The 23642-nt window shown below is 70.0% G+C and carries 22 protein-coding genes and 1 riboswitch; of the genes, 8 read left to right on the forward strand and 14 right to left on the reverse strand.

Translation table 11 applies throughout. The annotated features are described in order from the left end of the window. Window positions 1–20 precede the first annotated feature (20 nt). From G412_RS0108070 to G412_RS0108085, 4 genes are read right to left on the reverse strand one after another with little or no spacing between them, the layout of a single operon-like run. The gene (locus G412_RS0108070) at window positions 21–725 is read right to left on the reverse strand and encodes a DUF1707 SHOCT-like domain-containing protein (RefSeq protein ID WP_037648071.1); all 705 of its coding nucleotides are present in this window, start codon (window positions 723–725) and stop codon (window positions 21–23) included. Window positions 726–778: 53 nt separating this feature from the next. Beyond that, entirely contained in the window at window positions 779–1744 is a 966-nt protein-coding gene (locus tag G412_RS0108075) for an ABC transporter ATP-binding protein (protein ID WP_028811648.1), read from the reverse strand. Between the two features lie 6 nt (window positions 1745–1750). Next, window positions 1751–2602 (reverse strand): ABC transporter permease, encoded by an 852-nt coding sequence (locus G412_RS0108080; RefSeq protein ID WP_051338220.1) that lies wholly within the window; start codon window positions 2600–2602, stop codon window positions 1751–1753. Between the two features lie 55 nt (window positions 2603–2657). Further along, window positions 2658–3458: an ABC transporter permease gene (locus G412_RS0108085; protein ID WP_028811650.1), complete on the reverse strand. Its 801-nt coding sequence runs from the start codon at window positions 3456–3458 to the stop codon at window positions 2658–2660. A 202-nt stretch (window positions 3459–3660) separates the two neighbouring features. On the opposite strand from G412_RS0108085, the gene G412_RS0108090 reads away from it, so the two are divergent. Continuing rightward, the gene (locus tag G412_RS0108090; protein WP_028811651.1) at window positions 3661–6150 is read left to right on the forward strand and encodes a transglycosylase domain-containing protein; all 2490 of its coding nucleotides are present in this window, start codon (window positions 3661–3663) and stop codon (window positions 6148–6150) included. A gap of 119 nt (window positions 6151–6269) precedes the next feature. Continuing rightward, the gene (locus G412_RS0108095; protein WP_028811652.1) at window positions 6270–6617 is read left to right on the forward strand and encodes a VOC family protein; all 348 of its coding nucleotides are present in this window, start codon (window positions 6270–6272) and stop codon (window positions 6615–6617) included. A gap of 32 nt (window positions 6618–6649) precedes the next feature. Here the strand turns inward: G412_RS0108095 and G412_RS0108100 are convergent, their stop codons facing one another. The 4 genes from G412_RS0108100 to G412_RS0108115 all read right to left on the reverse strand — a co-directional run bounded on the left by G412_RS0108100 (window position 6650) and on the right by G412_RS0108115 (window position 8827). Beyond that, window positions 6650–7525, reverse strand: a complete 876-nt coding sequence (locus G412_RS0108100; RefSeq protein ID WP_028811653.1) for an IS5 family transposase — start codon at window positions 7523–7525, stop codon at window positions 6650–6652. Window positions 7526–7570: 45 nt separating this feature from the next. Next, window positions 7571–7891, reverse strand: a complete 321-nt coding sequence (locus G412_RS0108105; RefSeq protein ID WP_028811654.1) for a DMT family transporter — start codon at window positions 7889–7891, stop codon at window positions 7571–7573. Window positions 7892–7928: 37 nt separating this feature from the next. Beyond that, window positions 7929–7997: riboswitch (guanidine-III (ykkC-III) riboswitch) on the reverse strand. A gap of 123 nt (window positions 7998–8120) precedes the next feature. Then, window positions 8121–8456 (reverse strand): GroES family chaperonin, encoded by a 336-nt coding sequence (locus G412_RS0108110; protein WP_028811655.1) that lies wholly within the window; start codon window positions 8454–8456, stop codon window positions 8121–8123. Window positions 8457–8506: 50 nt separating this feature from the next. Then, a complete protein-coding gene (locus G412_RS0108115; RefSeq protein ID WP_028811656.1) occupies window positions 8507–8827 on the reverse strand; it encodes a DUF3618 domain-containing protein in 321 nt (106 codons plus the stop codon). Between the two features lie 179 nt (window positions 8828–9006). Between G412_RS0108115 and bcp the strand changes: the two genes are divergently transcribed. The 3 genes from bcp (at window position 9007) to G412_RS0108130 (ending at window position 13005) form a co-directional block, all read left to right on the forward strand. Next, on the forward strand, window positions 9007–9474 hold the full coding sequence (bcp, locus tag G412_RS0108120) for a thioredoxin-dependent thiol peroxidase (protein ID WP_028811657.1): 468 nt from the start codon (window positions 9007–9009) through the stop codon (window positions 9472–9474). Between the two features lie 142 nt (window positions 9475–9616). Continuing rightward, a complete protein-coding gene (proP, locus tag G412_RS0108125; RefSeq protein WP_028811658.1) occupies window positions 9617–11119 on the forward strand; it encodes a glycine betaine/L-proline transporter ProP in 1503 nt (500 codons plus the stop codon). A gap of 239 nt (window positions 11120–11358) precedes the next feature. After that, window positions 11359–13005, forward strand: coding sequence for a chitinase (locus G412_RS0108130; RefSeq protein ID WP_037648159.1), 1647 nt, complete (start codon window positions 11359–11361; stop codon window positions 13003–13005). 62 nt (window positions 13006–13067) lie between these two features. On the opposite strand, the gene G412_RS0108135 is transcribed toward G412_RS0108130, so the two are convergent. After that, window positions 13068–14384, reverse strand: a complete 1317-nt coding sequence (locus G412_RS0108135; protein ID WP_028811660.1) for an Nramp family divalent metal transporter — start codon at window positions 14382–14384, stop codon at window positions 13068–13070. Between the two features lie 204 nt (window positions 14385–14588). On the opposite strand from G412_RS0108135, the gene G412_RS0108140 reads away from it, so the two are divergent. Next, the gene (locus tag G412_RS0108140) at window positions 14589–15938 is read left to right on the forward strand and encodes a M14 family metallopeptidase (RefSeq protein WP_028811661.1); all 1350 of its coding nucleotides are present in this window, start codon (window positions 14589–14591) and stop codon (window positions 15936–15938) included. Between the two features lie 56 nt (window positions 15939–15994). Here the strand turns inward: G412_RS0108140 and G412_RS0108145 are convergent, their stop codons facing one another. From G412_RS0108145 to G412_RS33630, 5 genes are all read right to left on the reverse strand, one after another. Further along, window positions 15995–16402, reverse strand: a complete 408-nt coding sequence (locus G412_RS0108145) for a hypothetical protein (protein ID WP_028811662.1) — start codon at window positions 16400–16402, stop codon at window positions 15995–15997. A gap of 112 nt (window positions 16403–16514) precedes the next feature. Further along, window positions 16515–18002 carry a GntP family permease gene (locus G412_RS0108150; RefSeq protein ID WP_028811663.1) on the reverse strand — a complete coding sequence of 496 codons (1488 nt, stop codon included), beginning with the start codon at window positions 18000–18002 and terminating at the stop codon, window positions 16515–16517. Between the two features lie 128 nt (window positions 18003–18130). Beyond that, the gene (locus tag G412_RS0108155; RefSeq protein WP_028811664.1) at window positions 18131–18550 is read right to left on the reverse strand and encodes a RidA family protein; all 420 of its coding nucleotides are present in this window, start codon (window positions 18548–18550) and stop codon (window positions 18131–18133) included. Next, window positions 18547–19317 carry an IclR family transcriptional regulator gene (locus tag G412_RS41360; protein WP_028811665.1) on the reverse strand — a complete coding sequence of 257 codons (771 nt, stop codon included), beginning with the start codon at window positions 19315–19317 and terminating at the stop codon, window positions 18547–18549. Before G412_RS41360 ends, G412_RS0108155 begins: the two co-directional genes overlap by 4 nt. Continuing rightward, a complete protein-coding gene (locus G412_RS33630; protein ID WP_051338205.1) occupies window positions 19314–20414 on the reverse strand; it encodes a sugar kinase in 1101 nt (366 codons plus the stop codon). Before G412_RS33630 ends, G412_RS41360 begins: the two co-directional genes overlap by 4 nt. Window positions 20415–20570: 156 nt before the next feature. On the opposite strand from G412_RS33630, the gene G412_RS0108170 reads away from it, so the two are divergent. Then, window positions 20571–21851 carry an alanine racemase gene (locus tag G412_RS0108170; RefSeq protein ID WP_028811666.1) on the forward strand — a complete coding sequence of 427 codons (1281 nt, stop codon included), beginning with the start codon at window positions 20571–20573 and terminating at the stop codon, window positions 21849–21851. 147 nt (window positions 21852–21998) lie between these two features. Continuing rightward, the gene (locus G412_RS0108175) at window positions 21999–23609 is read left to right on the forward strand and encodes an N-acyl-D-amino-acid deacylase family protein (protein WP_028811667.1); all 1611 of its coding nucleotides are present in this window, start codon (window positions 21999–22001) and stop codon (window positions 23607–23609) included. Window positions 23610–23642: the final 33 nt, after the last annotated feature.

The following is a 23642-nucleotide window of genomic DNA, read 5'->3' on the forward strand; positions in this document are numbered from 1 at the left end:
AGGCTGTGGCCGGGACGTGGTCAGCCGAGCTCTTTGCGGGCGGCTTCCGCCTTCTTCGCCAGCTTCTCCTGCTTGCGCGCCTCCTTGAGCCGCTGCTTCTCCGCGCGGGTGATCTTGCGTTCGACGCCCACCCCGCCCAGCAGCGCGAACCCGGTGATGGTCACGCGCGGCGAGTCCGGTGCCACCTGCTCCGGTGACTGCGTCGTCAGGTCGCCGAAGCCGCCCAGGAAACCGACGCCCTTGACGGTCACGTCCAGGCCCGGCGGCACCGTGACCCCGATGCCGCCCATGACCGTGAAGCAGCGGATCACCGTGTCGCGGTCCTCGAAGCGCGCCTCGCGCAGGTCGATCTCGCCGCCGCCCATCATCGCGAACGCCGTGAACCTGCGGCCCACCGTCCACGTGCCCTTGCGGCCGAAGCCGCCCCAGAAGGCGAATGCGCCCCTCGACGTGGCGGGCCCGCCGACCCGCCCCGCCCAGGAGGCCGGCGTACCGGAGGAGGACGAGAAGACAGGCGCCGCAGCCGGGCCGCCCGTGCCCGGTACCGGCAGGTCGCGGACCAACGGCTCCAGCTCGCCGTGCGTACGCGCCTTGTAGGCGGCGTCGAGGCGCTGGTCGAACTCCTCCATGTCCAGCCGCCCCTCGGCGACCGCGTCGCGCAGCACCTCGGCGACCCGATCACGCTCGGCATCGGAGGCGCGCATTTCCGGAAGTCCACTGGTCATACCGACCAGACTAGTCAACTGGCGCGCCCGGTCCCAGGGTTCACGGGGAGCGATCAGAGCGCCGAGCGGTCCGCGTACATCTTCGCGATGACCGCCTCGATGTCCTGCTCCCGCACCGACAGGTCCACCAGCGGATACCGCTGCGCCACCGCCGCCACCAGCGGCGCCGCCGACACCGACGCCGGGAACGCAAGCCACTGCCGCGGCCCCTCCACCTTCACCACCCGCGCCCCCGCCACCTCGACCGGCGGCAGCTCGCGCTCCAGGTCCACCACCAGCGTCCGCTCGCTCTCGCCCACCTCGTGCAGGCCCGCCAGCGCGCCGTCGTACACCAGCCGCCCGTGGTCGATGACCATCACGCGCTTGCACAGTTGCTCGATGTCGGTCAGATCGTGCGTCGTCAGCAGGACCGTCGTGCCGCGCTCCGTGTTCAAGTCCCGCAGGAAGTCCCGAACCTTGGCCTTGGAGATCACATCCAGGCCGATCGTCGGCTCGTCGAGATACAGCACCTCGGGATCGTGCAGCAGCGCCGCCGCGATGTCGCCCCGCATCCGCTGCCCCAGCGACAGCTGCCGTACCGGTACGTCCAGCAGCTCGCCCAGGTCGAGGAGTTCGACGCAGCGCGCCATGTTCACTTTGAAGCGGTCGTCCGGGATCCGGTACATCCGGTGCATCAGCCGGTACGAGTCGCGCAGCGGCAGGTCCCACCACAGCGTCGTACGCTGCCCGAACACCACTCCGATGTGCCGCGCGAGCCGGGTCCGCTCCCGCGCCGGATCGATGCCCGCGACCCGCACGCGGCCGGCGCTCGGCGTGAGGATGCCGGTGAGCATCTTGATGGTGGTGGACTTGCCGGCCCCGTTCGGCCCGATGTAGCCGACCATCTCGCCGCGCGGCACCGAGAAACTGATCGCGTCGACCGCCCGCACCCGCGTCTTCTCGCGCCGCAGCCGGCCCGTCTTCCTGCGTACGTCGAAAACCTTCTCGACGCCGTCCAGTTGAATGAAGTCACTTTCCATCCGGCATCAGCTCCCCGTGCTGCGATACGAACGAAGGCCCATCCGCCACGCCGCCCCGGCCAGCGGACAGCACACCCCCGCCACCAGCGGCGGCAGGAAGGCGAGCCAGAACGGCAGGTCCAGGGGGTACGGGCGGCCCAGCACGTACAGCGCCGGCAGCCAGTTGACGAAGGCCAGCGGCAGCACGAACGTCACCCCGCGCACGAGGTCCTTCGCGAAGACCGTCGGCGGGTACTGGAGAAGCGTGACGCCGCCGTACGTGAAGGAGTTCTGCACCTGCGAGGCGTCCTGCGCCCAGAACTGGAACGCCGCCCCCGCCACGAAGACCGACGCGAAGATCACCGCCCCGCTCAGGATCATCATCGGCACCATGAGCACCTTCAGCGGCGTCCACTCGATGTCCAGCACCACCAGCGCGTACCCGAGCACCAGCAGCCCCTGCGTGATCCGGCCCAGCCTGCGCAGCGCGAAGCGGTCGGCCGCGATCTGCGCGAGGACCGGGACCGGGCGTACCAGCAAGGTGTCCAGCGTGCCGTCGCGCACCCGGCTGCCCAGCCGGTCCATCGACCCCATGACCAGATCGGAGAGGCCGAAGGCCGCGCCCGCTGTGCCGTAGAGGAAGGCCACCTCGGGCAGGGTGTAGCCGCCGAGCGCGTCCACGTGGGAGAACATCAGCAGGATGCCGACGAAGTCGAGGCCGGTCGCGGCGAAGTTCCCGAAGACCGCCATCGCGAAGGACGCGCGGTACGCCATCGTCGAGCGGATCCACATCGCCGCGATCATCCGGTACGCCCGGACTCCGGCCCGCACCTGCCCGGCGGCCCCGAGCGCCTCACCCACCTCGGCCCTCTCGGCCACCCGCAGCGTCTCCGCCGCCTCAGCCGCCCCCACTGTCTCAGCCGCCTCCGTCGCCTCAGCCACCCTGGACCACCACCCTGCGCGTCGCCACGGACTGGAGCAGCCGCCCGGCCGTCAGCAGCAGCGCCGCCCAGCCGAGCTGGAAGCCGTACGCCCGGACCAGACCCCAGCCCGTGTGCTTGCCGAGGAAGACGTCGGCCGGGATCTGGAGCAGCGCCGACCAGGGCAGCGCCTGCGCGAGTGTGCCGAGGCCACCGGGGAAGACGGTGAGCGGCAGCACCATCCCGGAGAAGAAGAGGCCGACGAGCCAAGTGATTTGCGCCACACCCGCCCCGTCGAGCAGCCAGAACGCCGACAGCGCCACGAGGAACCGGATCGCGAAACTGACGACGACACCGAGCGCGACGGCGACCAGGAAGGCGACCCACACGAACGGGTCGGCGGGCAACGCCAGATCGAAGGCGAGCGCGCCGACCGCCATCGGGACGACGCCGCGCCCGAGGAGGTGGAAGGCGGCCCGCCCCAGGTCGCCCGCCAGCCAGAAGAGCTGGAGGTCGGCGGGGCGGCAGAGGTCGATCGCGATGTCGCCGGTGCGGATCCGCTCCATCAGCTCGGACTCCAGGCCGCCGCCCATCAAGGCAGCGGTCATCAGCAGCGCCTGCCCGAGCCACACGTAGGTGAGGGCCTGCGACAGGTCGTACCCGCCGAGCTGCGGACGCTCGTCCCACAGGGCCGTGAAGGTGTACGCCAGGATGAAGCCGAAGACGGTGTTGGTGAACACCCCGGCCGCCGTCGCCACCCGGTACGTCGCGTGCCGCCGGAAACCCCCGGCCGCGACGACCGCGTATAACCGCACGCCGACCCCCCTCGATTCGACCAAAGCCCCAAAACGCCCGACCCTAGCCCAATGGGGTCAGCCGCCGCAGGCATTTTGGAACGGCGCTTCGAGGGCAGGACTCGGAGTGCGTGCACTATGGGCGTACCAGACGAATCGCCCGATACGACACCGTTATGCCGGAGAGAGAACCTCTGGCCGCGCCCAGGGAGTCTCCACCAGCATGAGCGACGAGCCACAGCAGCCCCAGGGGTGGGCGCCCCGGGACCCCTCCGACCCCACGGCCGACGCGGGGCCGCAGGCCGGGAAGAAGAAGACCGGCAAGGCCGGCAAGCGTGACGAGAACGGCAAGAAGATCCGCCCCGGGCGCACCGGCCTGCGCCGGCTGGTCCCGACCTGGCGGATGCTCCTCGGTACGTTCCTGCTGCTGGCGCTGCTCCTGATCGGCGCGTTCTTCGCGGGTTACACGCTCGTCAAGATCCCGGCGGCCAACAGCGCCGCCACCTCGCAGAGCAACGTCTACCTCTACGCCGACGGCTCCCAGCTCGCCCGCGACGGCGAGGTCAACCGCGAGAACGTGAAGCTCGCCCAGATCCCGAAGTCCGTCCAGCGCGCCGTACTGGCCGCCGAGGACCGCGACTTCTACTCCGAGCGGGCCGTCGACCCCCAGGCCATGCTCCGCGCCGGCTGGAACACCCTCACCGGCAAGGGCAAGCAGTCCGGCTCGACGATCACCCAGCAGTACGTCAAGAACTACTACCTCGCCCAGGAACAGACGGTCACCCGCAAGGTGAAGGAGTTCTTCATCGCGATCAAGCTGGATCGTGAGGAGAGCAAGAACGACATCTTCGAGGGGTACTTGAACACCAGCTACTTCGGCCGCAACGCGTACGGCATCCAGGCCGCCGCCCAGGCGTACTACGGCAAGGACATCGACGAGGTCACCACCACCGAGGGCGCCTACCTCGCGTCCCTCCTCAACGCCCCCAGCGCGTACGACGTCACCACTCACCCCGAGAACAAGTCCTCGGCCCTGGGCCGCTGGAACTACGTACTCGACGGCATGGTGAAGGAGAACTGGCTGAGTCCCGCCGACCGCGCCGCGGCGAAGTTCCCCGCGCCGCACGAGGCGAAGCCGGCCTCCGGGCTCTCCGGGCAGCGCGGCTACCTCGTGCAGGCCGTCGAGGACTACCTCACCAACAACAGGATCCTTGACGAGGACACGCTCGCGACCGGCGGCTACCGCATCACCACGACCCTGGAGAAGCCGAAGCAGGACGCCTTCGCCAAGGCCGTCGACGACAAGGTGATGTCGCGGACGAGCAAGGACCGCAAGGCCGACCGCAACGTGCGCGTCGGCGGCGCCTCCATCGACCCGGCGACCGGCAAGGTCGTCGCGATGTACGGCGGCATCGACTACACGAAGCAGTACGTCAACAACGCGACGCGCCGTGACTACCAGGTCGGCTCCACCTTCAAGCCGTTCGTCTTCACCTCGGCCGTCGAGAACGGCTCCACCACCCAGGACGGCGTGCAGATCACCCCGAACACCATGTACGACGGCACGAACAAGCGGATGGTGGAAGGCCCCAACGGGCCGACGGGGTACGCCCCGGAGAACGAGGACCAGCGCTCGTACGGCCCGGTGACCGTGCGTACCGCCACGGACAAGTCCGTCAACGCGGTGTACGCGCAGATGGCACAGGACGTCGGCCCGGCCAAGGTCAAGGACACCGCCGTCGCCCTCGGCATCCCGGAGCACACCCCGAGCCTCGACGCGTACCCGTCGATCGCGCTCGGCGTCGCCACCGCCAGCGTCCTCGACATGACGGAGGCGTACGCGACGCTCGCCAACCACGGCAAGCACGGCACGTACACGATCGTCGAGAAGATCACCAAGAACGGCCAGACCGTCCCCCTCCCCCAGGCGGCGGACGCCGGTTCCGGTTCCGGGCAGGGAGTCTCGCGCGAGGCGGCCGACACCACGACGTCGATCCTCAGGAGCGTCGTCGACGGCGGTACGGGCACGGCGGCCCAGTCCGCGGGCCGTCCCGCGGCGGGCAAGACCGGCACGGCCGAGGAGGACAAGGCCGCCTGGTTCGCCGGCTACACGCCGGACCTGGCGACGGTCGTCGCCGTGATGGGCCAGGACCCGGAAACCGGCGTACAGAAGCCGCTGTACGGAGCGCTCGGCCTGCCGCGCGTCAACGGCGGCGGGGCGCCCGCCGAGGTCTGGGGCCAGTTCACGGCCGCGGCGCTCAAGGACCAGCCGGTGCGGGACTTCGACCTGGAGACGGCGGCCGGCTCGGACGAGTCGGCCCCGCCGCCGTCCGAGGACGAACCGGACACCGGTGAGTCCGGGGGTTCCGGGGAACCGCCGTCGAGCGACAGCCCCGACGACCCGGCGCAGAGCCCGACGACCGGCGGCCAGGACGCGGGCGGCACCTCGGACACGGGCGGGACGGGCGCGACCGACGGCGGTACGACGGACACCGGCGGCACGGACGGCGGGGCCGACACCGGTGGCACGGGCGGGACGGATGGTGCGACCGACACCGGCGGCGCGGACGGCGGGACCGACACCGGCGGCGCGACCGACGGCGGAGCGACCGACACCGGCGGCACGGGCGGCACGGACGGCGGGGCGGACACGGGCGGCGCCACCGGCCGACCGGGCGGCGGCGCACCGAACGGCTCCCGCAGCCGCGCCTGACGTACTGCCTTCCGTACCGAACCCGCTAGGGCGTGTTGCGAAAGTGTGTGCGGTGGCGGATGTGTCGTAGTACTCCTGGAGAGTCTCGGAGTCAGGTCTGTTCTCGCTTGGAGTCGTCGATGGCCGTTCGTCGTGTCGTGCCCAACATCCAGTCAGAGGCTGTACAGGAGAGCCGGGAGTTCTATGGCCTGTTGGGCTTCGAGGAGGTCATGAACCATGGCTGGATCATGACGCTCGCCTCCCCGTCCGCTCCGGCGGCGCAAGTCAGCGTTATGACCAGCGACAAGACCGCCCCGGTCACCCCCGACATGAGCGTCGAAGTGGACGACGTGGACGCGGCCTATGCGGTCATGCGGGACAGCGGCGCGGAGATCGTTCACCCCTTGCAGGACGAGGAGTGGGGCGTGCGGCGGTTCTTCGTCCGCGATCCCAGCGGCCGAGTGGTCAACGTGCTGGGCCACCGCTGACACCGTCCCCGCACGACCTAGGAAGGTGCTGGTCACAGCCACTCGTTGATGGCCGCGACCAGCACGGTCGCTTCGTAGCGGACCGCGAGCTTGTCATACCGCGTGGCCACAGCCCGGTGGCGCTTGAGCCGATTGATGCCGCATTCGACCGCGTGCCGCTCGCGGTAGTCGATCTTGTCGAACTTCGGTGGGCGACCGCCGCGAGAGCCGCGCTTCTTGCGGTTGCGGGCCTGGTCGGTCTTGTCCGGGATGGTGCAGCGGATACCGCGCCGACGCAGGTAGGCGCGGTTCTTGCGGGAGGCGTACGCCTTGTCGGCCCGCACGCGGTCGGGGCGGACGCGTGGCCGGCCCGGTCCGGTGCGGGGCACGCGGATCTTCTCCTGTACGAGTTCGAACTGCGGCGAGTCGCCGCGCTGTCCTGCCGTGACCACGATCGACATGGGCTTCTGACCTTGCTCAGCAGCCAGGTGCAGCTTGGTGGTGAACCCGCCGCGGGAGCGTCCGAGTCCGTGATCGGGGGGCTCGTCAAAGACACCGCCCGGTGGTTCCTTCTGCAGGCCACCCTGCTTGCGGGCCCCGGCTGCATGCTGATGGGCGCGGCACACCGTGGAGTCGACGCTCAGGTCCCACGTGATCGCACCCTTCCCGTCGGCCAGGCACTGGAGCCGGGTGAGGATCCGGTGCCAGGTGCCGTCCCGCTGCCAGCGACGGAACAAGTCGTAGATCCGGCCCCACGGCCCGTACTCGACGGGCACGTCCCGCCACGGAACACCGGTCCGGACCCGGAACCGTATGCCGTCGATCAACTGCCGTCGAGGCCAGACGGGCGGCCGCCCCACCTTCGTCCCCTTCGGCAACAACGGCTCCAACACCACCCACTGCTCGTCCGTGAGATCTCCCCGACCCATGAACCGTGATCATTCACAGCTCAAGATCCACTTTCGATACACGCCCTAGTGCCCCGAAGTCGCCTTCAGCCCCACGACGGCGACCAGCAGCAGACACACGAAGAAGATCCGGGCGGCGGTCGCCGGCTCACCGAGCACGACCATGCCGAGCACCGCCGCACCGGCCGCGCCGATACCGACCCACACGCCGTACGCCGTACCGATGGGCAGCGTCTTGGCGGCGTGCGACAGCAGCAGCATGCTCGCGACGATTCCCGCGCCCGTGAACACACTGGGCCAAAGGCGCGTGAAACCGTCGGTGTACTTCATCCCGATCGACCAGCCGACTTCGAGCAGACCGGCGACAACAAGCAGAACCCAGGCCATGACGGGCACCTCCGAAACGAAACGCGGAATCAACGGGGGTGCGTCGTCTTTGCGTCAAACCCGGTACGGCGCGTCTCGTCGGGGGTGCTTCCAACCTAGCAAATGGGCAGCGAAAGGGGCCGGTGACCCTGATCACCGGGTCACCGGCCCGCTCGCGAACAGCTTCCGCCGCTGACGGCTTGTGCCTACAAGGCTTGTGCCTACAAGGCTTGACCTACAAGGCTTGCGCCTACAGGTACAGGCCGGTCGAGTCCTCCGAGACCCGCTCCGAGGCCACCGCGTGCAGATCCCGCTCCCGCATGAGTACGTACGGGATGCCGCGCACCTCGACCTCGGCCCGGTCCTCGGGGTCGTACAGCACCCGGTCGCCCGGCTCCACGGTCCGTACGTTCTGGCCGACCGCGACCACCTCGGCCCAGGCCAGCCGCTTGCCGACCGCGGCGGTCGCCGGAATCAGGATGCCGCCGCCCGAGCGGCGCTCGCCCTCGGGGCTGTCCGACCTGACCAGCACCCGGTCGTGCAGCATCCGGATGGGCAGCTTGTCGTGCGTGGTGTTCTCGCTCACGCCCCCGAACCTACCTGTCCTTGACCCCGCGCCCGCCACCGGCCGCAGGGTCAGCCGCGCCTGCGACGCGCCGACAGCGCGAGCAGGCCCACCAGCCCCACGGCCACCAGCGCTACCGGAACGATCCGCTCCAGACGCGGTGAGCCGTCCTCGTCCACGAACTGCGCCTTCACGTCCGACACCGTCCGGTTCACCGCGACGAACGCCCGGCCCGCGGTCTGGTCCACGCTCGCCGCGACCCTGGCCTTCGCGTCACCGACCATCGTCTTCGGGTGCAGCCGCACCCCGATCTCGTCGAGCGTTACGGCCAGCTTGTCACGCCGGCTCTTGATGTCCGCCTCGATCTGCGCAGGGGTCCTGGCATCCGACACTGCGCTGCCTCCGTGAGTGGTCGTGGGCCGAATCCGGTAGTCCTTCATCGACAGTCTGTCAGCTCGGCCCGTCCCCTACCCCACGGCACCCCCATTACCCTCGGGTCCGTACGGCCGTACTTTCCCCGCACGAGACTTTCCCCGCACGAGACCTTCCCGCACGAGGAGACCGACACCCGATGAGCGAGCGACTCCAGCCCGGCGACACCGCCCCCGACTTCACCCTGCCCAACGCCGACGGAACCGAGGTCTCCCTCTCCTCGTACAAGGGCCGCAAGGTCATCGTCTACTTCTACCCGGCCGCCCTGACGCCCGGCTGCACCAAGCAGGCCTGCGACTTCACCGACAACCTGGAGCTGCTGGCCGGGGCCGGATACGACGTCGTGGGCGTCTCCCCCGACAAGCCGGAGAAGCTCGCGAAGTTCCGCGAGAAGGAGGACCTCAGGGTCACGCTGGTCGGTGACCCGTCCAAGGAGGTCCTGACGGCGTACGGCGCCTTCGGCGAGAAGAAGCTGTACGGCAAGACGGTGACCGGCGTGATCCGCTCGACGGTCGTCGTGGACGAGGACGGCAAGGTGGAGCGGGCGCTCTACAACGTGAAGGCGACCGGCCACGTGGCGAAGATCATCAAGGACCTGGGCATCTGAACCTGGATCCGAACCGGGGCACGTCGGCCCCCCGTGCATTGTGACCAAGGTCCCGGAACAGGGGACCTTGGTTTGCGGCACTAAATAAAAGGCAGAGGTTCCACTTGGACTTTGGAAACGCGTCCGAGGAAAGGAACCTGCCATGGCGGCCACCGGCCCCGGCCCCGACCACGTGGCCGACCCCCAAGCGATCAAGCGCCATCACACGCTCTTCCGCGCCGCCAGGAGACGGAAGAACCCGCCGCTGCGCCGCTCCGACATCACCGTCACGGACGAAGCGGCGGTCAAGCGGGCGGTCAAGGCGGCCTCGCTCGGCAACGCCATGGAGTGGTTCGACTTCGGCATCTACAGCTACCTGGCGGTGACGATCGGCCACGTCTTCTTCCCGCCCGGGAACGACACGGCCCAGCTCCTCTCCTCCTTCGCGACCTTCGCCGTGGCCTTCCTGGTGCGGCCCATCGGTGGCATGGTCTTCGGCCCGATGGGCGACCGGCTGGGCCGCAAGAAGGTCCTCGCCCTCACGATGATTTTGATGGCGATCGGTACGTTCGCCATCGGCCTGATCCCGTCGTACGCCACGATCGGCTTCTGGGCGCCGGTGTTGCTGATCTTCTTCCGGCTGGTGCAGGGCTTCTCGACGGGCGGTGAGTACGGCGGCGCGTCGACGTTCATCGCGGAGTACGCCCCCGACAAGCGCCGTGGCTTCTTCGGCAGCTTCCTGGAATTCGGCACCCTGGCGGGCTACACCGGCGCGGCCGGGCTCGTCACGGTCCTGACGGCCTGGCTCGGCTCCGACGCCATGGAGGCGTGGGGCTGGCGCGTCCCGTTCCTGGTCGCGGGCCCGCTCGGCCTGGTCGGCCTCTACCTGCGACTGCGACTGGACGAGACCCCCGCCTTCCAGAAGCTGGAGAGCGAGAACGCCCGCGCGTCCGAGGCCGCCGACACGGTGGAGACCACCGCCAAGGGCGACCTCGCGAACATCTTCCGGCAGTACTGGCCGACGCTGATTCTGTGCATAGCCCTGGTGGGCGCGTACAACGTCACCGACTACATGCTGCTGTCGTACATGCCGACGTACCTCTCGGACGAGCTCGGCTACAGCGAGACGCACGGCCTGCTGATCCTGCTGGGCGTCATGGTCTGCCTGATGGCGGTGATCAACCAGGCCGGCCGCCTGAACGACCACTTCGGCCGCAAGCCGCTGCTGATGGCGGGCATGCTCGGCTTCTTCTTCCTCTCCCTCCCGTCCTTCCTCCTGATCAAGCAGGGCAGCATCCCGGCCATCGCCGCCGGCATGCTCATGCTGGGCCTGTCTCTCGTCTGCCTGCTGGGCACGATGTCTGCGGCGCTCCCGGCCCTGTTCCCGACGCACGTGAGGTACGGCTCCCTGTCGGTCGGCTACAACCTCTCCGCGTCCCTCTTCGGCGGCACGACGCCACTGGTCATCACGGGCCTCATCAGCATCACCGGCAACGACCTCATGCCGGCGTACTACTCGATGGCGGCAGCACTCATCGGCATCATCGCGGTGGCGTGCATGAAGGAAACGGCGAAGCAGCCACTGACGGGCTCACCCCCGTCGGTGGAAACGAAGGAAGAGGCGGCGGAACTGGTGGCGGCGCAGACACCGGCGCCGAGGTTCTGACGCGGCGCCAGGGGCGGCCAGGGGGACTGCTTCAGGGGGCCCGGCCGCCCCGAGCGCTCAAGGGCCCCTTGTGCCAGAGGTCTTGACAACCCGATTGGTCTGAACCATTTTAACGACCAACAACAAACGGTGGCCACCGTCCCTGCGTCTCCTCCCCACTCCCCCACCGGAGGCAGTAAGTGGACCGCCCAGCGTTTCCCCTCATAGCTCTCACCGCCGCCACGCTCCTCACCGCCGGTCTGGCCGCCGCCCCCGCCGGCCAGGCCGCGGCCCGTGCCGCCACCGCCGACGTGAACGTCGCCAAGAACGCCGGCTTCGAGTCCGGGCTCAGCAACTGGGCCTGTTCCGCCGGCAGCGGCGCCACCGTTTCCTCCCCCGCCCACGGTGGCGCCGCTGCCCTCAAAGCCACCCCCGGCGGGCAGGACAACGCCCGCTGCTCGCAGACCGTCACCGTCAAGCCCGGTGCTACGTACACCCTCAGCGCCTGGGTGCAGGGCGGGTACGCGTACCTCGGGGCCAGCGGCACCGGCACCACCGACGTCTCCACCTGGACGCCCGACTCGTCCGGCTGGAAGCAGCTGACCACCAGCTTCAAGGCCGGCGCCGCCACCACCTCGGTGACGGTCTACACCCACGGCTGGTACGGCCAGAGCGCCTACTACGCCGACGACGTATCCGTCTTCGGCCCCGACGGCGCCGGGGGCACCGACCCCGAACCCGGCATCCCCGCCACCCCGGCCGGGCTCACCGTCGGCGCCACGACGTCGTCGTCCGTCGCCCTCTCCTGGTCCGGAGTCAGCGGGGCGACCGGGTACAACGTCTACCGCGGCGGTACGAAGGTCCAGTCCGTGACCGGGACTTCGGCGACCGTTTCGGGGCTGGCGGCGGACACGGCGTACGACTTCCAGATCACCGCCACCAGCTCCGCCGGCGAGTCACCCAAGTCGGCGTCCGTCAGCGGCCGGACGGCGCCCGGCGGCGGCGATCCCGGCCCCGGCCCCGCTGTGCCCAAGCACGCGCTGACCGGCTACTGGCAGAACTTCAACAACGGCGCGACCGTCCAGAAACTCCGTGACGTGCAGGCGCAGTACGACATCATCGCCGTCTCCTTCGCCGACTCGACCGCCACGCCCGGCCAGATCGTCTTCAACCTCGACCCGGCCGTCGGGTACGCGAGCGTCGCCGGCTTCAAGGCCGACATCGCGGCGAAGAAGGCCGCCGGGAAGTCCGTGATCATCTCGGTCGGCGGCGAGAAGGGCAACGTCACCATCAACAGTGACGCCTCCGCGACCGCCTTCGCCAACAGCGCGTACGCCCTGATGCAGGAGTACGGCTTCAACGGCGTCGACATCGACCTCGAACACGGCATCAACTCGGCGTATCTCACCAAGGCGCTGCGCCAGCTCTCCGCCAGGGCGGGCTCCGGACTCGTGCTCACCATGGCGCCGCAGACCATCGACATGCAGTCCACCGGCAGCGAGTACTTCAAGACGGCGCTCGCGGTGAAGGACATCCTGACCGTCGTCAACATGCAGTACTACAACAGCGGTTCCATGCTGGGCTGCGACGGCAAGGTGTACGCGCAGGGGTCCGTCGACTTCCTCACCGCGCTCGCCTGCATCCAACTGGAGGGCGGTCTGGCCCCGAGCCAGGTCGGCATCGGCGTACCGGCGTCCACGCGGGGCGCGGGCAGCGGTTACGTCGCACCGTCCCTCGTGAACAACGCCCTGGACTGCCTGACGCGCGGCACCAACTGCGGGTCGTTCAAGCCCGCCAGGACCTATCCCGGTCTGCGCGGTGCCATGACCTGGTCCACGAACTGGGACGCGACGGCCGGCAACGCCTGGTCGAACGCGGTGGGACCGCACGTGCACAACCTGCCGTAGTCACGACGGGCTCCGTGCGGCGCCGCCACTTCACGCTCCTCGCGGCGGCGCTGCCGAAGCTCTTACCAGGGCAGTTCCCTCACCTGCTGCACGCACAGCACGATGAACAGCAGGCCCGCCGCCACCAGCATCGTGTTGCTGAGCGCGCCGTTGCGCCATTCGGCGGGCGTACGCGAGGAGTTGAGCAGCCACACCAGCGTCAGCGCCAGGAACGGCATGAAGAACGCGCCGAGCACGCCGTACACCACGACCAGACCGAACGGCTGGTCCAGCCACAGCAGCGCCATCGGCGGGAACGTCAGCCACAGCAGGTACGCCCGGAACGGCAGCGAGCGTTCCTTCACGCCGGCCGCGACCTCCTCCACCGTGCCGACGTCGACCGGGGCACCCTTGCGGTCGCGCTGGAGGCGCTCGACGAAGTCGGCGAACATCAGGCTCACGCCGTGCCATACGCCGATGAGGGACGAGAAGGACGTGGCGAAGAAGCCGACGAGGAAGAGCTTCGCCGTCACCGCGCCGTACCGGTCCTCCAGGATTTCGCCGAGGTCGATCAGGCCGCGGTCGCCCTTGGTGAGGGCGAGCTGGGAGGAGTGCAGCAGCTCGGCGCCGACGATCAGCATCGCGACGACGAAGATGCCGGTGGTGATGTACGCGACGCGGTTGTCGAGGCGCATCACCTTCATCCAGCCGGTGTTGGTCCAGCCCTTGGCGTTCACCCAGTAGCCGTACGCCGCCATGGTGATCGTGCCGCCGACGCCGCCGATCAGGCCGAGGGTGTAGAGGAGCGAGCCGTCCGGGAGGACGGGGACCAGGCCGGCGATGGACGCGCCGACGTCGGGGCCGACGCGCAGGGCGACGTACACGACGACCACGAACATCACGCCGATCAGGACCGTCATGACCTTCTCGAAGACGGCGTACTGGTTGAACCAGACGAAGACCAGGCCGATCAGGCCCATGGCGATCGCCCACGTCTTGAGGCCCGGCCCGTCGGGGAAGAGCGCGACGATCGGGAGGGCGGAGGACGACATGGCGGTCGCGCCGTAGACGAAGCCCCAGATCACGACGTAGATCGCGAAGTAGACGGTGGTCCACTGGCCGAGGCTGCGCCAGCCCTCGAAGAGGGTGCGGCCGGTGGCGAGGTGCCAGCGGCCGGCGGCCTCGGCCAGCGAGATCTTGACGACGCAGCCGATGACGGCGGCCCACATCAGCGTGTAGCCGAACTTGCTGCCCGCGATCAGCGTCGCGACGAGGTCACCGGCTCCGACACCGGTCGCGGCGACGACGATGCCGGGGCCGATGTACTTCCAACTGGACTTGCGCGGCTGGGTGACTGCCTCTCCCGTGCCGCTCTCTGTCGTTCCTGCCATCGCCGGCATCCTCCCGCTCGTCCCCGTAGGTAATCGAGATCACCAAAGCGGGATGAGGGGTGCTCGCGCAAGGGGTACGGCACGGCGGGCCGTATGGCCGAAGCTCGCCCTTGACGGGGTCATGCCATGCACACACCATATGCCCGAACGCCGAACCGAACACCCGCACGACATGCGTCGCACACCCCCCACACTCCCCACCCAGGAGACAGCATGCGACTTCGCATACGCGGAAGAGGGTCCGCCAAGTCCGCCACCCTCGCGGGCCTCGCGGCCCTCGTGGCCCTCGCCGTGGCAGCGCCGCTCACCGCGAGCGCGACCACGACAGGGGAGCGGCCCGCGCCCGCCGCCACCGCGGAAGAAGTGATCAGGCAGTACGAGATCCACGGCCCGGCCACCGCCGCCGCCCGTACCGCCGTCGCGGCCACCGGAGTCTCGGTGGACGAGGCCGACGACCACTCGGTCGTCGTCAGCGCCAACGCCGCGCAGCTCAAGCGGCTGAAAGCGCTCGGCTACGCGCCGAAGGCACTGCCGGGACCGCCCGCCCGTACCAACGGACTGGCCGTCGAGCCGCTGGACTTCCCGCCCGCCGACTCGCGCTATCACAACTACGCCGAGATGAACGCGGAGATCAACCAGCGCCTCCAGCAGTACCCGAACCTCATGAGCAAGCGCGTCATCGGCAAGTCGTACCAGGGCCGTGACCTCATCGCCATCAAGATCAGCGACAACGTGGCGACCGACGAGAACGAGCCCGAGGTCCTCTTCACCCACCACCAGCACGCCCGCGAGCACCTGACCGTCGAGATGGCGCTCTACCTGCTGCGCGAGCTGGGCGCGGGCTACGGCTCGGACTCCCGCATCACCAACGTCGTGAACAACCGCGAGATCTGGATCGTGCCGGACCTCAACCCGGACGGCGGCGAGTACGACATCGCCTCCGGCTCGTACCGCAGCTGGCGCAAGAACCGGCAGCCCAACGCCGGTTCGTCGTCCGTCGGTACGGACATGAACCGCAACTGGAACTTCAAGTGGGGCTGCTGCGGCGGCTCCTCCGGCTCGTACGGCTCCGAGACGTACCGCGGCTCGGCCCCCGAGTCCGCCCCCGAGGTGAAGGTCGTCGCCGACTTCGTCCGCTCCCGCGTCGTGGGCGGCAAGCAGCAGATCAAGACGGGTATCGACTTCCACACGTACAGCGAACTGGTGCTGTGGCCGTACGGCTACACGTACAACGACACAGCCCCAGGTCTGACTCGGGACGACCGTGACGCCTTCGCGACGGTGGGCCGCAAGATGGCGGCGAGCAACGGCTACACGCCGCAGCAGTCGAGCGACCTCTACATCACCGACGGGTCGATCGACGACTACCTGTGGGGCGCGCACAAGATCTTCGGCTACACCTTCGAGATGTACCCGCGCGGCTCCAGTGGCGGCGGTTTCTACCCGCCCGACGAGGTGATCGAGCGCGAGACCAGCCGCAACCGGGACGCGGTGCTGCAACTGCTGGAGAACTCCGACTGCATGTACCGGTCCATCGGCAAGGAGCAGCAGTACTGCGGTTAGGGGCGGCCGTCCGAGGTGGCTGAAGGGGATCCGTCACGGGCTCCCTTCAGCCACGTTCAGTGGCCTCGGCCCGCCAGGTAGTGGCCCAGCACCGGGGCGAGTTGCGCGAGCCACTCGTGGAGCTTGCCCTGGTTGCGGGCCGCGACCACGCCCTCGTAGAACCGGCCGTCGGGCAGGACGACAGCGACCATGAGGACCCCGCCGCCGGGGCCCGGCTTGTAGTGGACGGTCTGGATGTCGCGCCAGGGGAAGTCGATGGTGGCGCCGTCGCGTTCGAGCGAGACGCCTTCGGCGTCGACCACCACCGCGTTACGCCGGTCCGCCGCCAGGAAGTCGGGGCCCGCGGGCACCGGCGGCCCGTGGAAGGGCATCGGTGGCGCCGTCACAGGCGCGGGGGCGAAAGCCGGCGGCGGCGGGCCGAAGCCCTGCTGCGGCTGAGGGTGGTACTGCGGCTGGGGGTCCACTGGGGTCGGCCTCCTCGGCTTCGTCTCCGGGGCCCAGTATCGCCGACCGGCGACAGGGCGCTCCGGGACGGACGGGTCCCGGAGCGCCCTCTGGTCGTACCGTACGGCTTGGTCAGCGAATCGCCAGGCTCAGGATCGCCGCGACCGCGAAACCGGCCACCGACAGGACCGACTCCAGCACCGTCCAGGACTTCAGCGTGTCCCGCTCCGAGATGCCGAAGTACTTGGCGACGATCCAGAAACCGCCGTCGTTGACGTGCGAGGCGAAGATGGAACCGGCCGAGATGGCCATGATGACCAGGGCCAGGAAGGCCTGCGAGTGGTCGCCGTTCTCGACGAGCGGGAGCACGATGCCGGCCGTGGTGACGATCGCGACCGTCGCCGAACCCTGCGCGACGCGCAGCACGAGCGAGATGAGGTACGCGAGGACGATGACCGGCAGGCCCACGTCGTTGAAGGTGTCGGACAGCGCCTGAGCGACGCCGCTCGCCTTCAGTACGGCGCCGAATACGCCGCCCGCGCCGACGACCAGCAGGATGTTGCCGACAGGCTTGAGGGACGAAGTCGACACCTGCTCAAGGGATTTGCGCGACCAGCCGCGACGGATGCCGAGCAGGTAGTACGCCATCAGCAGCGCGATCGTCAGCGCGACGAAGGGGTTGCCGAAGAACTCGATGACCGAGCGGAGAATGGAGCGGTCCAGGGCGATCGAGGAGAACGTCGCCGCGAGGATCAGGACCAGCGGCGTACCGATGATGGTCAGGACCGTCGCGAGCGAGACGGGCTGCTCCTGCGGTGGCCGGCCCGCGGCGGTCTGCTCGGCGATGACGGCGGCCTTGGCGTCCTCGGCGGCCTCGACCATGTCGTGCGGGACCTCGACGAAGACACGCTTGCCGATCCAGGCGGCGTACGCCCAGGCCGCGAGCACGGCGGGGATGCCGCAGAGGATGCCCAGGAGGATGACCCAGCCGAGAGAGACGTGGAAGAGGCCGGCGGCGGCGACCGGCCCCGGGTGCGGGGGCAGGAACGCGTGGGTCATGGAGAGGCCGGCGAGCAGCGGCATCGCGTACAGCAGGATCGACTTGCCGGAGCGCTTGGCGGCGGCGTACACGATCGGCGCGAGGACGAAGATGCCGACGTCGAAGAAGACCGGGATACCGAAGACGAGGCCGGTGAGGCCCATGGCGAGCGGGGCGCGCTTCTCGCCGAAGAGGCCCAGGAGGCGGGCGGACAACACCTCCGCGCCGCCGCTGACTTCGAGTATCGCGCCGAGCATCGTGCCGAGGCCGATGATGATCGCGACGTGGCCGAGGATGCCGCCCATGCCGGATTCGATGACGGAGACGACGGCCGACTTCTGGACCGTACCGAAGAGTTCGGTGACGGAGAGGCCGGCGCCGAGGCCGACGGTGATGGAGACGGTGAGCAGGGCGACGAACGGCTGGAGCCTGACCTTGATGATCAGGAGGAGGAGCAGGGCGATGCCGAGGGTCGCGACGGTCAGCAGGCCCGCCGTGCCGTCGATGAGGGTGAGGAGACCGCCGGTGTGGGGTGGGGTCTCCGCGGGAGCGGGGGCGGGGGCAGTGGCGGCGAGCGGCATGAGGAGGACCTCGTCATTCCATGGGGCTTTCGGGGCAGGGGGTATCGCGGCGCGGCGCCCGGGCGGTGGGCGCCGCGCCGTGACGGCGTACGGAGTGCGGGAGGGGGGAGAAGGCGGTGCGCGTCGGCTCAGCCGAGGACGGCGAGCGCGTCGATCTCGATGAGGAGGCCGGCCGGGAGACCGACGTAGACGGTCGTACGGGCGGCGGGGGCCTCCTTGAGGCCCTGCTCCTCGAAGTACTGGTTGTAGATCTCGTTCATCTCGGCGAAGTGGCCGGTGTCGGTGAGGTAGACGCGCATCATCATGACGTCGTCCCAGCTCGCGCCGCCCTCCTCCAGGATCGCCTTGACGTTGGCGAAGGTCTGGAGGGTCTGCTCGCGCAGGGTCGGGCCGGCGGGGGTGGGCGCCTGACCCTCGACGGCCGGCAGGAAGCCGACCTGGCCCGCGACCTGGAGGATGTTGCCCTTGCGTACGCCGTGGGAGAACTTGGCGGGCGGGGCGGTGTGGGTGGACGGGGTGATCGCGGTCTTCTCGACGCTGCTGCTCATGCGCGTGCTTCCTTCGGGGAGGTGTTGCCTGAGTACTCCCTGCTGATGGCGTCGGCCGTGCGGCGCACCAGCGGCAGGAGGGCGAGGAGTTCCTCGGCGGTGACGACGACGTTCGGCGCGGACACCGACATGGCGGCGACGACCCGGCCGTCGGCCCCGCGGATGGGGGCGCCGACGCAGTTGATGGACTCCTCGTGGCCGCCGAGGTCGGTGGCCCAGCCCTGTTCGCGTACGAGCGCCAGCTCCTTGAGGAAGGCCGCGGCGTTCGGCGTCGAACGGGACGTGTAGGTGGGGTAGTCGAGCTTCTCCGCGATGGTGCGGCGCTCCGCTTCGGGGAGGTCGGCGAGCAGCAGTTTCGCGACGGCGGCGACGGTGATCGCGACGGGCTTGCCGATGCGCGAGTACATACGGACCGGGTAGCGGCTCTCGACCTTGTCGATGTAGAGGACCTCGACCTCGGTCTCCTCGTACACCGCGAGGTGGACGGTGTGCCCGCACTCGTTGTTGAGGGCGGCGAGGTGGGGGTGCGCGATCTCGCGTACGTCGAGGTTCTCGACGGCCTCCTGGGCGAGTGCGAAGAGGCGGGCGCCGAGGCGGTAGCGCTGGTCCTGCTGCCGGTAGACGAGGCCGTGCTCGTGGAGTGTGCGCAGGAGGCGCAGCGCGGTGGACTTGTGGACGCCGAGGCGTTCGGCGACCTGGCCGAGGTCGGCCGGTCCCTGCGCGAGCAGCGGCAGGATGCTCAGCGCGCGGTCGACGGTCTGGCTCATGGCGTACGTACCTCCTGGTCGGCGGCTCCCTGTGCTTTCGCCGGCTCTGCTGCTTCGGTCGCTTCGGTCGCTTCGGTCCAGCCGGGGCCGAGACGAAGTCTCCCCCAGGCGTCGGAGTCGAGGGCGGCGAGGCGGTCGGCGTGCGCGCGGGACGGCGGCGTACCGAGGTCGCCGGGGACGGTGAGGGCGGCGGCGGCCATGAGGTGACCGTGCCGGATCCGGTCGCGTACGGGCAGACCCCGCAGGGTCGCGGAGAGGAACCCGGCGGCGAAGGCGTCCCCGGCGCCGACGGGGGCGACGACGTCGACACGGAGGGCGGGGACGGTGGTGACGGTGTCGCGCGCCCCGAAGTCGCGGGTGAAGGCCGTGGCGCCTGCCGCGCCCTGCTTGACGACCAGGACGTCCGGTTCGGGCAGGGTGCGGCGGATCGCCTCCGCGCCCCGGACGCCCCAGGCCGTCCGCGCCTCGTCCTCGCCGACGAAGACCAGGTCCGCGCCGCGCGCGAGGTCGAGCAGGACGCGGGGGCCCTTGGCCTCCCGTCCCTCGCGCCACAGGTGCGCGCGGTGGTTCACGTCGAAGGAGACCAGGGGGCGGCCGGGGCGGCGGGCGGTCAGCGTGCGCATCAGGGCCAGGCAGTCGGCCGACAGCGCTGCTGTGATCCCCGACAGGTGCAGTACGCGGCCGGCGGCCAGCTCGTCGAGCGGCATGTTCCGGGGGGACATGGCGGAGGCCGCCGATCCGGCGCGGTAGTAGACGACCTCGAAGCCGTCGGCGTCGCGGTCGGCCGCCGTACGGAAGTAGATGCCGGTGGGGCGGTGCGGGTCGCGCTGGACGGCGGAGGTGTCGACGCCGTACGCGGCGACGGCGTCGACGAGGTGGTCGCCGAAGCCGTCGGCGCCGACCCGGCCCACCCACCGCGTGCGGTGCCCGGCGGCGGCGAGGGCGCAGGCGACGTTGGACTCGGCGCCGCCGATGCCTCGGCCGAAGGAGGGTACGTCGGCGAGGCGGCCGGGCCGGGAGGGCAGGAACGTCACCATGGACTCGCCGAGGCAGACCACCTCCACCGCTGCTGCTGCTTCGTCCGCGGGCGCGGTCACGATCGGACTCCTCACCACTGACTCACCATTGATGACTCACCATTGACTCGCCACTGCTCACCATTGACCCTGCATCGGCTCGGATGTTAGACAGCGTCCAGCGATATGCGCAATGGTCGTTGCATATGCTGCAACACGACGTACCAGGAGACTCCCATGGTCACAGGCAACCCGGTCGGACGACTCGCGGACGAACGCGTGGACCACCGCTTCAAGGCGCTCCCGCCCGACGCCGAAGGGCTGACCGTCGGAGAACTCGCAGCCGAGCGCCGCAACCTCTTCACCGGCGGGTTCACCACCCCCGTGCTCGCGCTGTCCGCCGAGTCGGTGGAGCACAACCTCGCGCTCCTGGAGACGTACGCCGAGCGCCACGGCCTCGCCTTCGCGCCGCACGGCAAGACGTCCATGGCGCCGCAGCTCTTCGCGCGCCAGTTGGAGCGCGGCGCGTGGGGCATCACCGCCGCCGTGCCGCACCAGGCGCGCGTGTACCGGGCGTACGGCATCCAGCGGATCTTCCTCGCCAACGAGGTCGTCGACGCGGCCGCCCTGCGCTGGCTGGCCGCCGAACTGGACGCCGACCCCGGCTTCAGCCTCATCTGTTACGTCGACTCCGTGCGCGGAGTGCAGCTCATGGACGAGGCGCTCCGGGCGGCCTGCGCCTCGCGCCCGCTGGACGTCGTCGTCGAACTCGGCGCGGGTGAGGGGGCCCGTACCGGCGCCCGGACGGCCGCCGACTGCGCGGCGGTCGCGGACGCGGTGGCGGCCACGACGACGCTGCGCCTGGTGGGTGTGGCCGGGTACGAGGGCGAGGTGCCGCAGGCGGACGGGGACAAGGTCCGCGCGTGGGTGCGCGAACTGGTCGCCCTGGCGGCCGACTTCGACAAGGCGGGCCGGTTCGCCTCCTCTTCGGAGATCGTGATCAGCGCGGGGGGCAGCGCGTGGTTCGACGCGGTGGCGGAGATGTTCGCGGAGATTCCCGCACTCTCGCTGCCGGTGCTCAAGCTGCTGCGTTCCGGCGCGTACGTCTCGCACGACGACGGCCACTACCGCCACCTCACCCCCTTCAACCGGGTCCCGGACGAGGGCGCGCTCCAGCCCGCGTTCCGCCTCTGGGCGCAGGTCGTCTCCCGTCCCACGCCCGAGCAGGCCTTCGTCAACGCGGGCAAGCGCGACGCGGCGTACGACCTGGATCTGCCGGTGGCGCAGGTGGTACGGGACGCGGGGACGGGCGAGGTGCGGCCGGCGGCCGGCATCACGGTGACCGGTCTGTCGGACCAGCACGGCTGGGTGCGTACGGAGCCGGGGGCGGACCTGAAGGTCGGCGACTGGCTCGGCCTCGGGCTGTCCCACCCGTGCACGTCCTTCGACAAGTGGCAGCTTATTCCTCTGGCCGAGGCGGACGGCACGGTCACGGACTACATCCGCACGTTCTTCTAGCCCTGGCGGCGGGCGCCGGTGGCCAGTGCCCGCGAGGGTGTTCCGGGACTCCGCCCCGGCCCCCGCTCCTCAGACGCGGGAGGGGCTGGATGGTCCCGCCCACCCCCGCAGCCGGCAGCCGGCAGCCGCTCAGAGAGGCGAACAGCCATGGACCTCGTCATTCGTGACGCCCGCGTCATCGACGGCACCGGCGGTGCCTCCTACCGCGCCGACGTCGGCCTGGACGGCGGCCGCATCGCCGCGATCCGGCGGGAGGGTGACGGCGGGCCACGGCTCGGCGCGCGCCGCACGCTGCACGCGCACGGCCTGGCCCTCTCCCCCGGCTTCATCGACATGCACGCGCACAGCGACCTCGCCCTGCTCCGCGACCCCGACCACAGCGCCAAGGCCGCCCAGGGCGTCACCCTCGAAGTCCTCGGCCAGGACGGCCTGTCGTACGCGCCGGTCGACGACCGCACGCTGAGCGAGGTGCGCAGGGCCATCACCGGCTGGAACGGCGGTGCGCCCGGTGACACGGCCATCGACTTCGACTGGCGGACCGTCGGCGAGTACCTCGACCGGCTCGACCGCCAGGGCATCGCCGTCAATGCCGCGTACCTCGTCCCGCAGGGCACCGTCCGCATGTACGTGACCGGCTGGGACGACCGCCCCGCGACCCCCGCCGAGCTCACCCGCATGAAGCAACTCGTCGCCGAGGGCATGGAGCAGGGCGCCGTCGGCATGTCGTCGGGCCTGACCTACACCCCCGGCATGTACGCCGACGACGCCGAACTCACCGAGCTGTGCCGCGTGGTGGCGCGGTACGACGGCTACTACTGCCCGCATCACCGCTCGTACGGCGCCGGAGCCCTCGCGGCGTACGAGGAGATGGTGACCCTCAGCCGCAACGCCGGCTGCGCGCTGCATCTCGCCCACGCCACCATGAACTTCGGGGTCAACAAGGGCAAGGCGCCCGATCTCCTCTCCCTCCTCGACAAGGCGCTCGACGAGGGCGCGGACATCTCCCTCGACACCTACCCCTACACGCCCGGCTGCACGACGCTCGTCGCCATGCTGCCGAGCTGGGCGAGCGAGGGCGGCCCGGAGGCTAACCTCACCCGCCTCCGCAACGACGAGAGCGCCGAGAAGATCCGCCACCACATGGAGGTCGTCGGCGCGGACGGCTGCCACGGCGTCCCCATCGAGTGGGACACGATCGAGATCTCGGGTGTCAGCGACCCCGGCCTGGCGAGCTGCGTGGGCAAGACGATCGCCGAGTCAGCCGCTCAGCGCGGCGAGGCCCCCTGGGTCACCGCCCGGCGTCTGCTGATCAACGACAACCTCGGCTCGACGATCCTTCAGCACGTCGGCCACGAGGAGAACGTCCGCGCGATCATGCGCCACCGCGTGCACACCGGCGGCAGCGACGGCATCCTCCAGGGCTACAAGCCGCACCCGCGCGCGTACGGAACCTTCCCCCACTACCTGGGCCATTACGCCCGCGACCTGGGCGTCCTCTCCCTGGAGGAGTGCGTCGCGCACCTCACTTCGCGCCCCGCCGCCCGCCTGCGACTGCCCGACCGGGGACTCGTACGGGAGGGCTACCGCGCCGACCTCGTCCTCTTCGACCCGGACACGGTCGCGGCGGGCTCGACGTTCGAGGCCCCACGCACGCTGCCGGTGGGCATACCGCACGTGCTCGTCGACGGCCGGTTCGTGATCGAGGACGGGAGGCGGACGGACGTCCTCGCGGGCCGCTCGGTGCGGCGTACAGTCTGAGGAGGCGTCTGCGAAACCGAATGCGGCGGACCG

Source organism: Streptomyces flavidovirens DSM 40150 (assembly GCF_000429085.1).
GTDB lineage: Bacteria > Actinomycetota > Actinomycetes > Streptomycetales > Streptomycetaceae > Streptomyces > Streptomyces flavidovirens.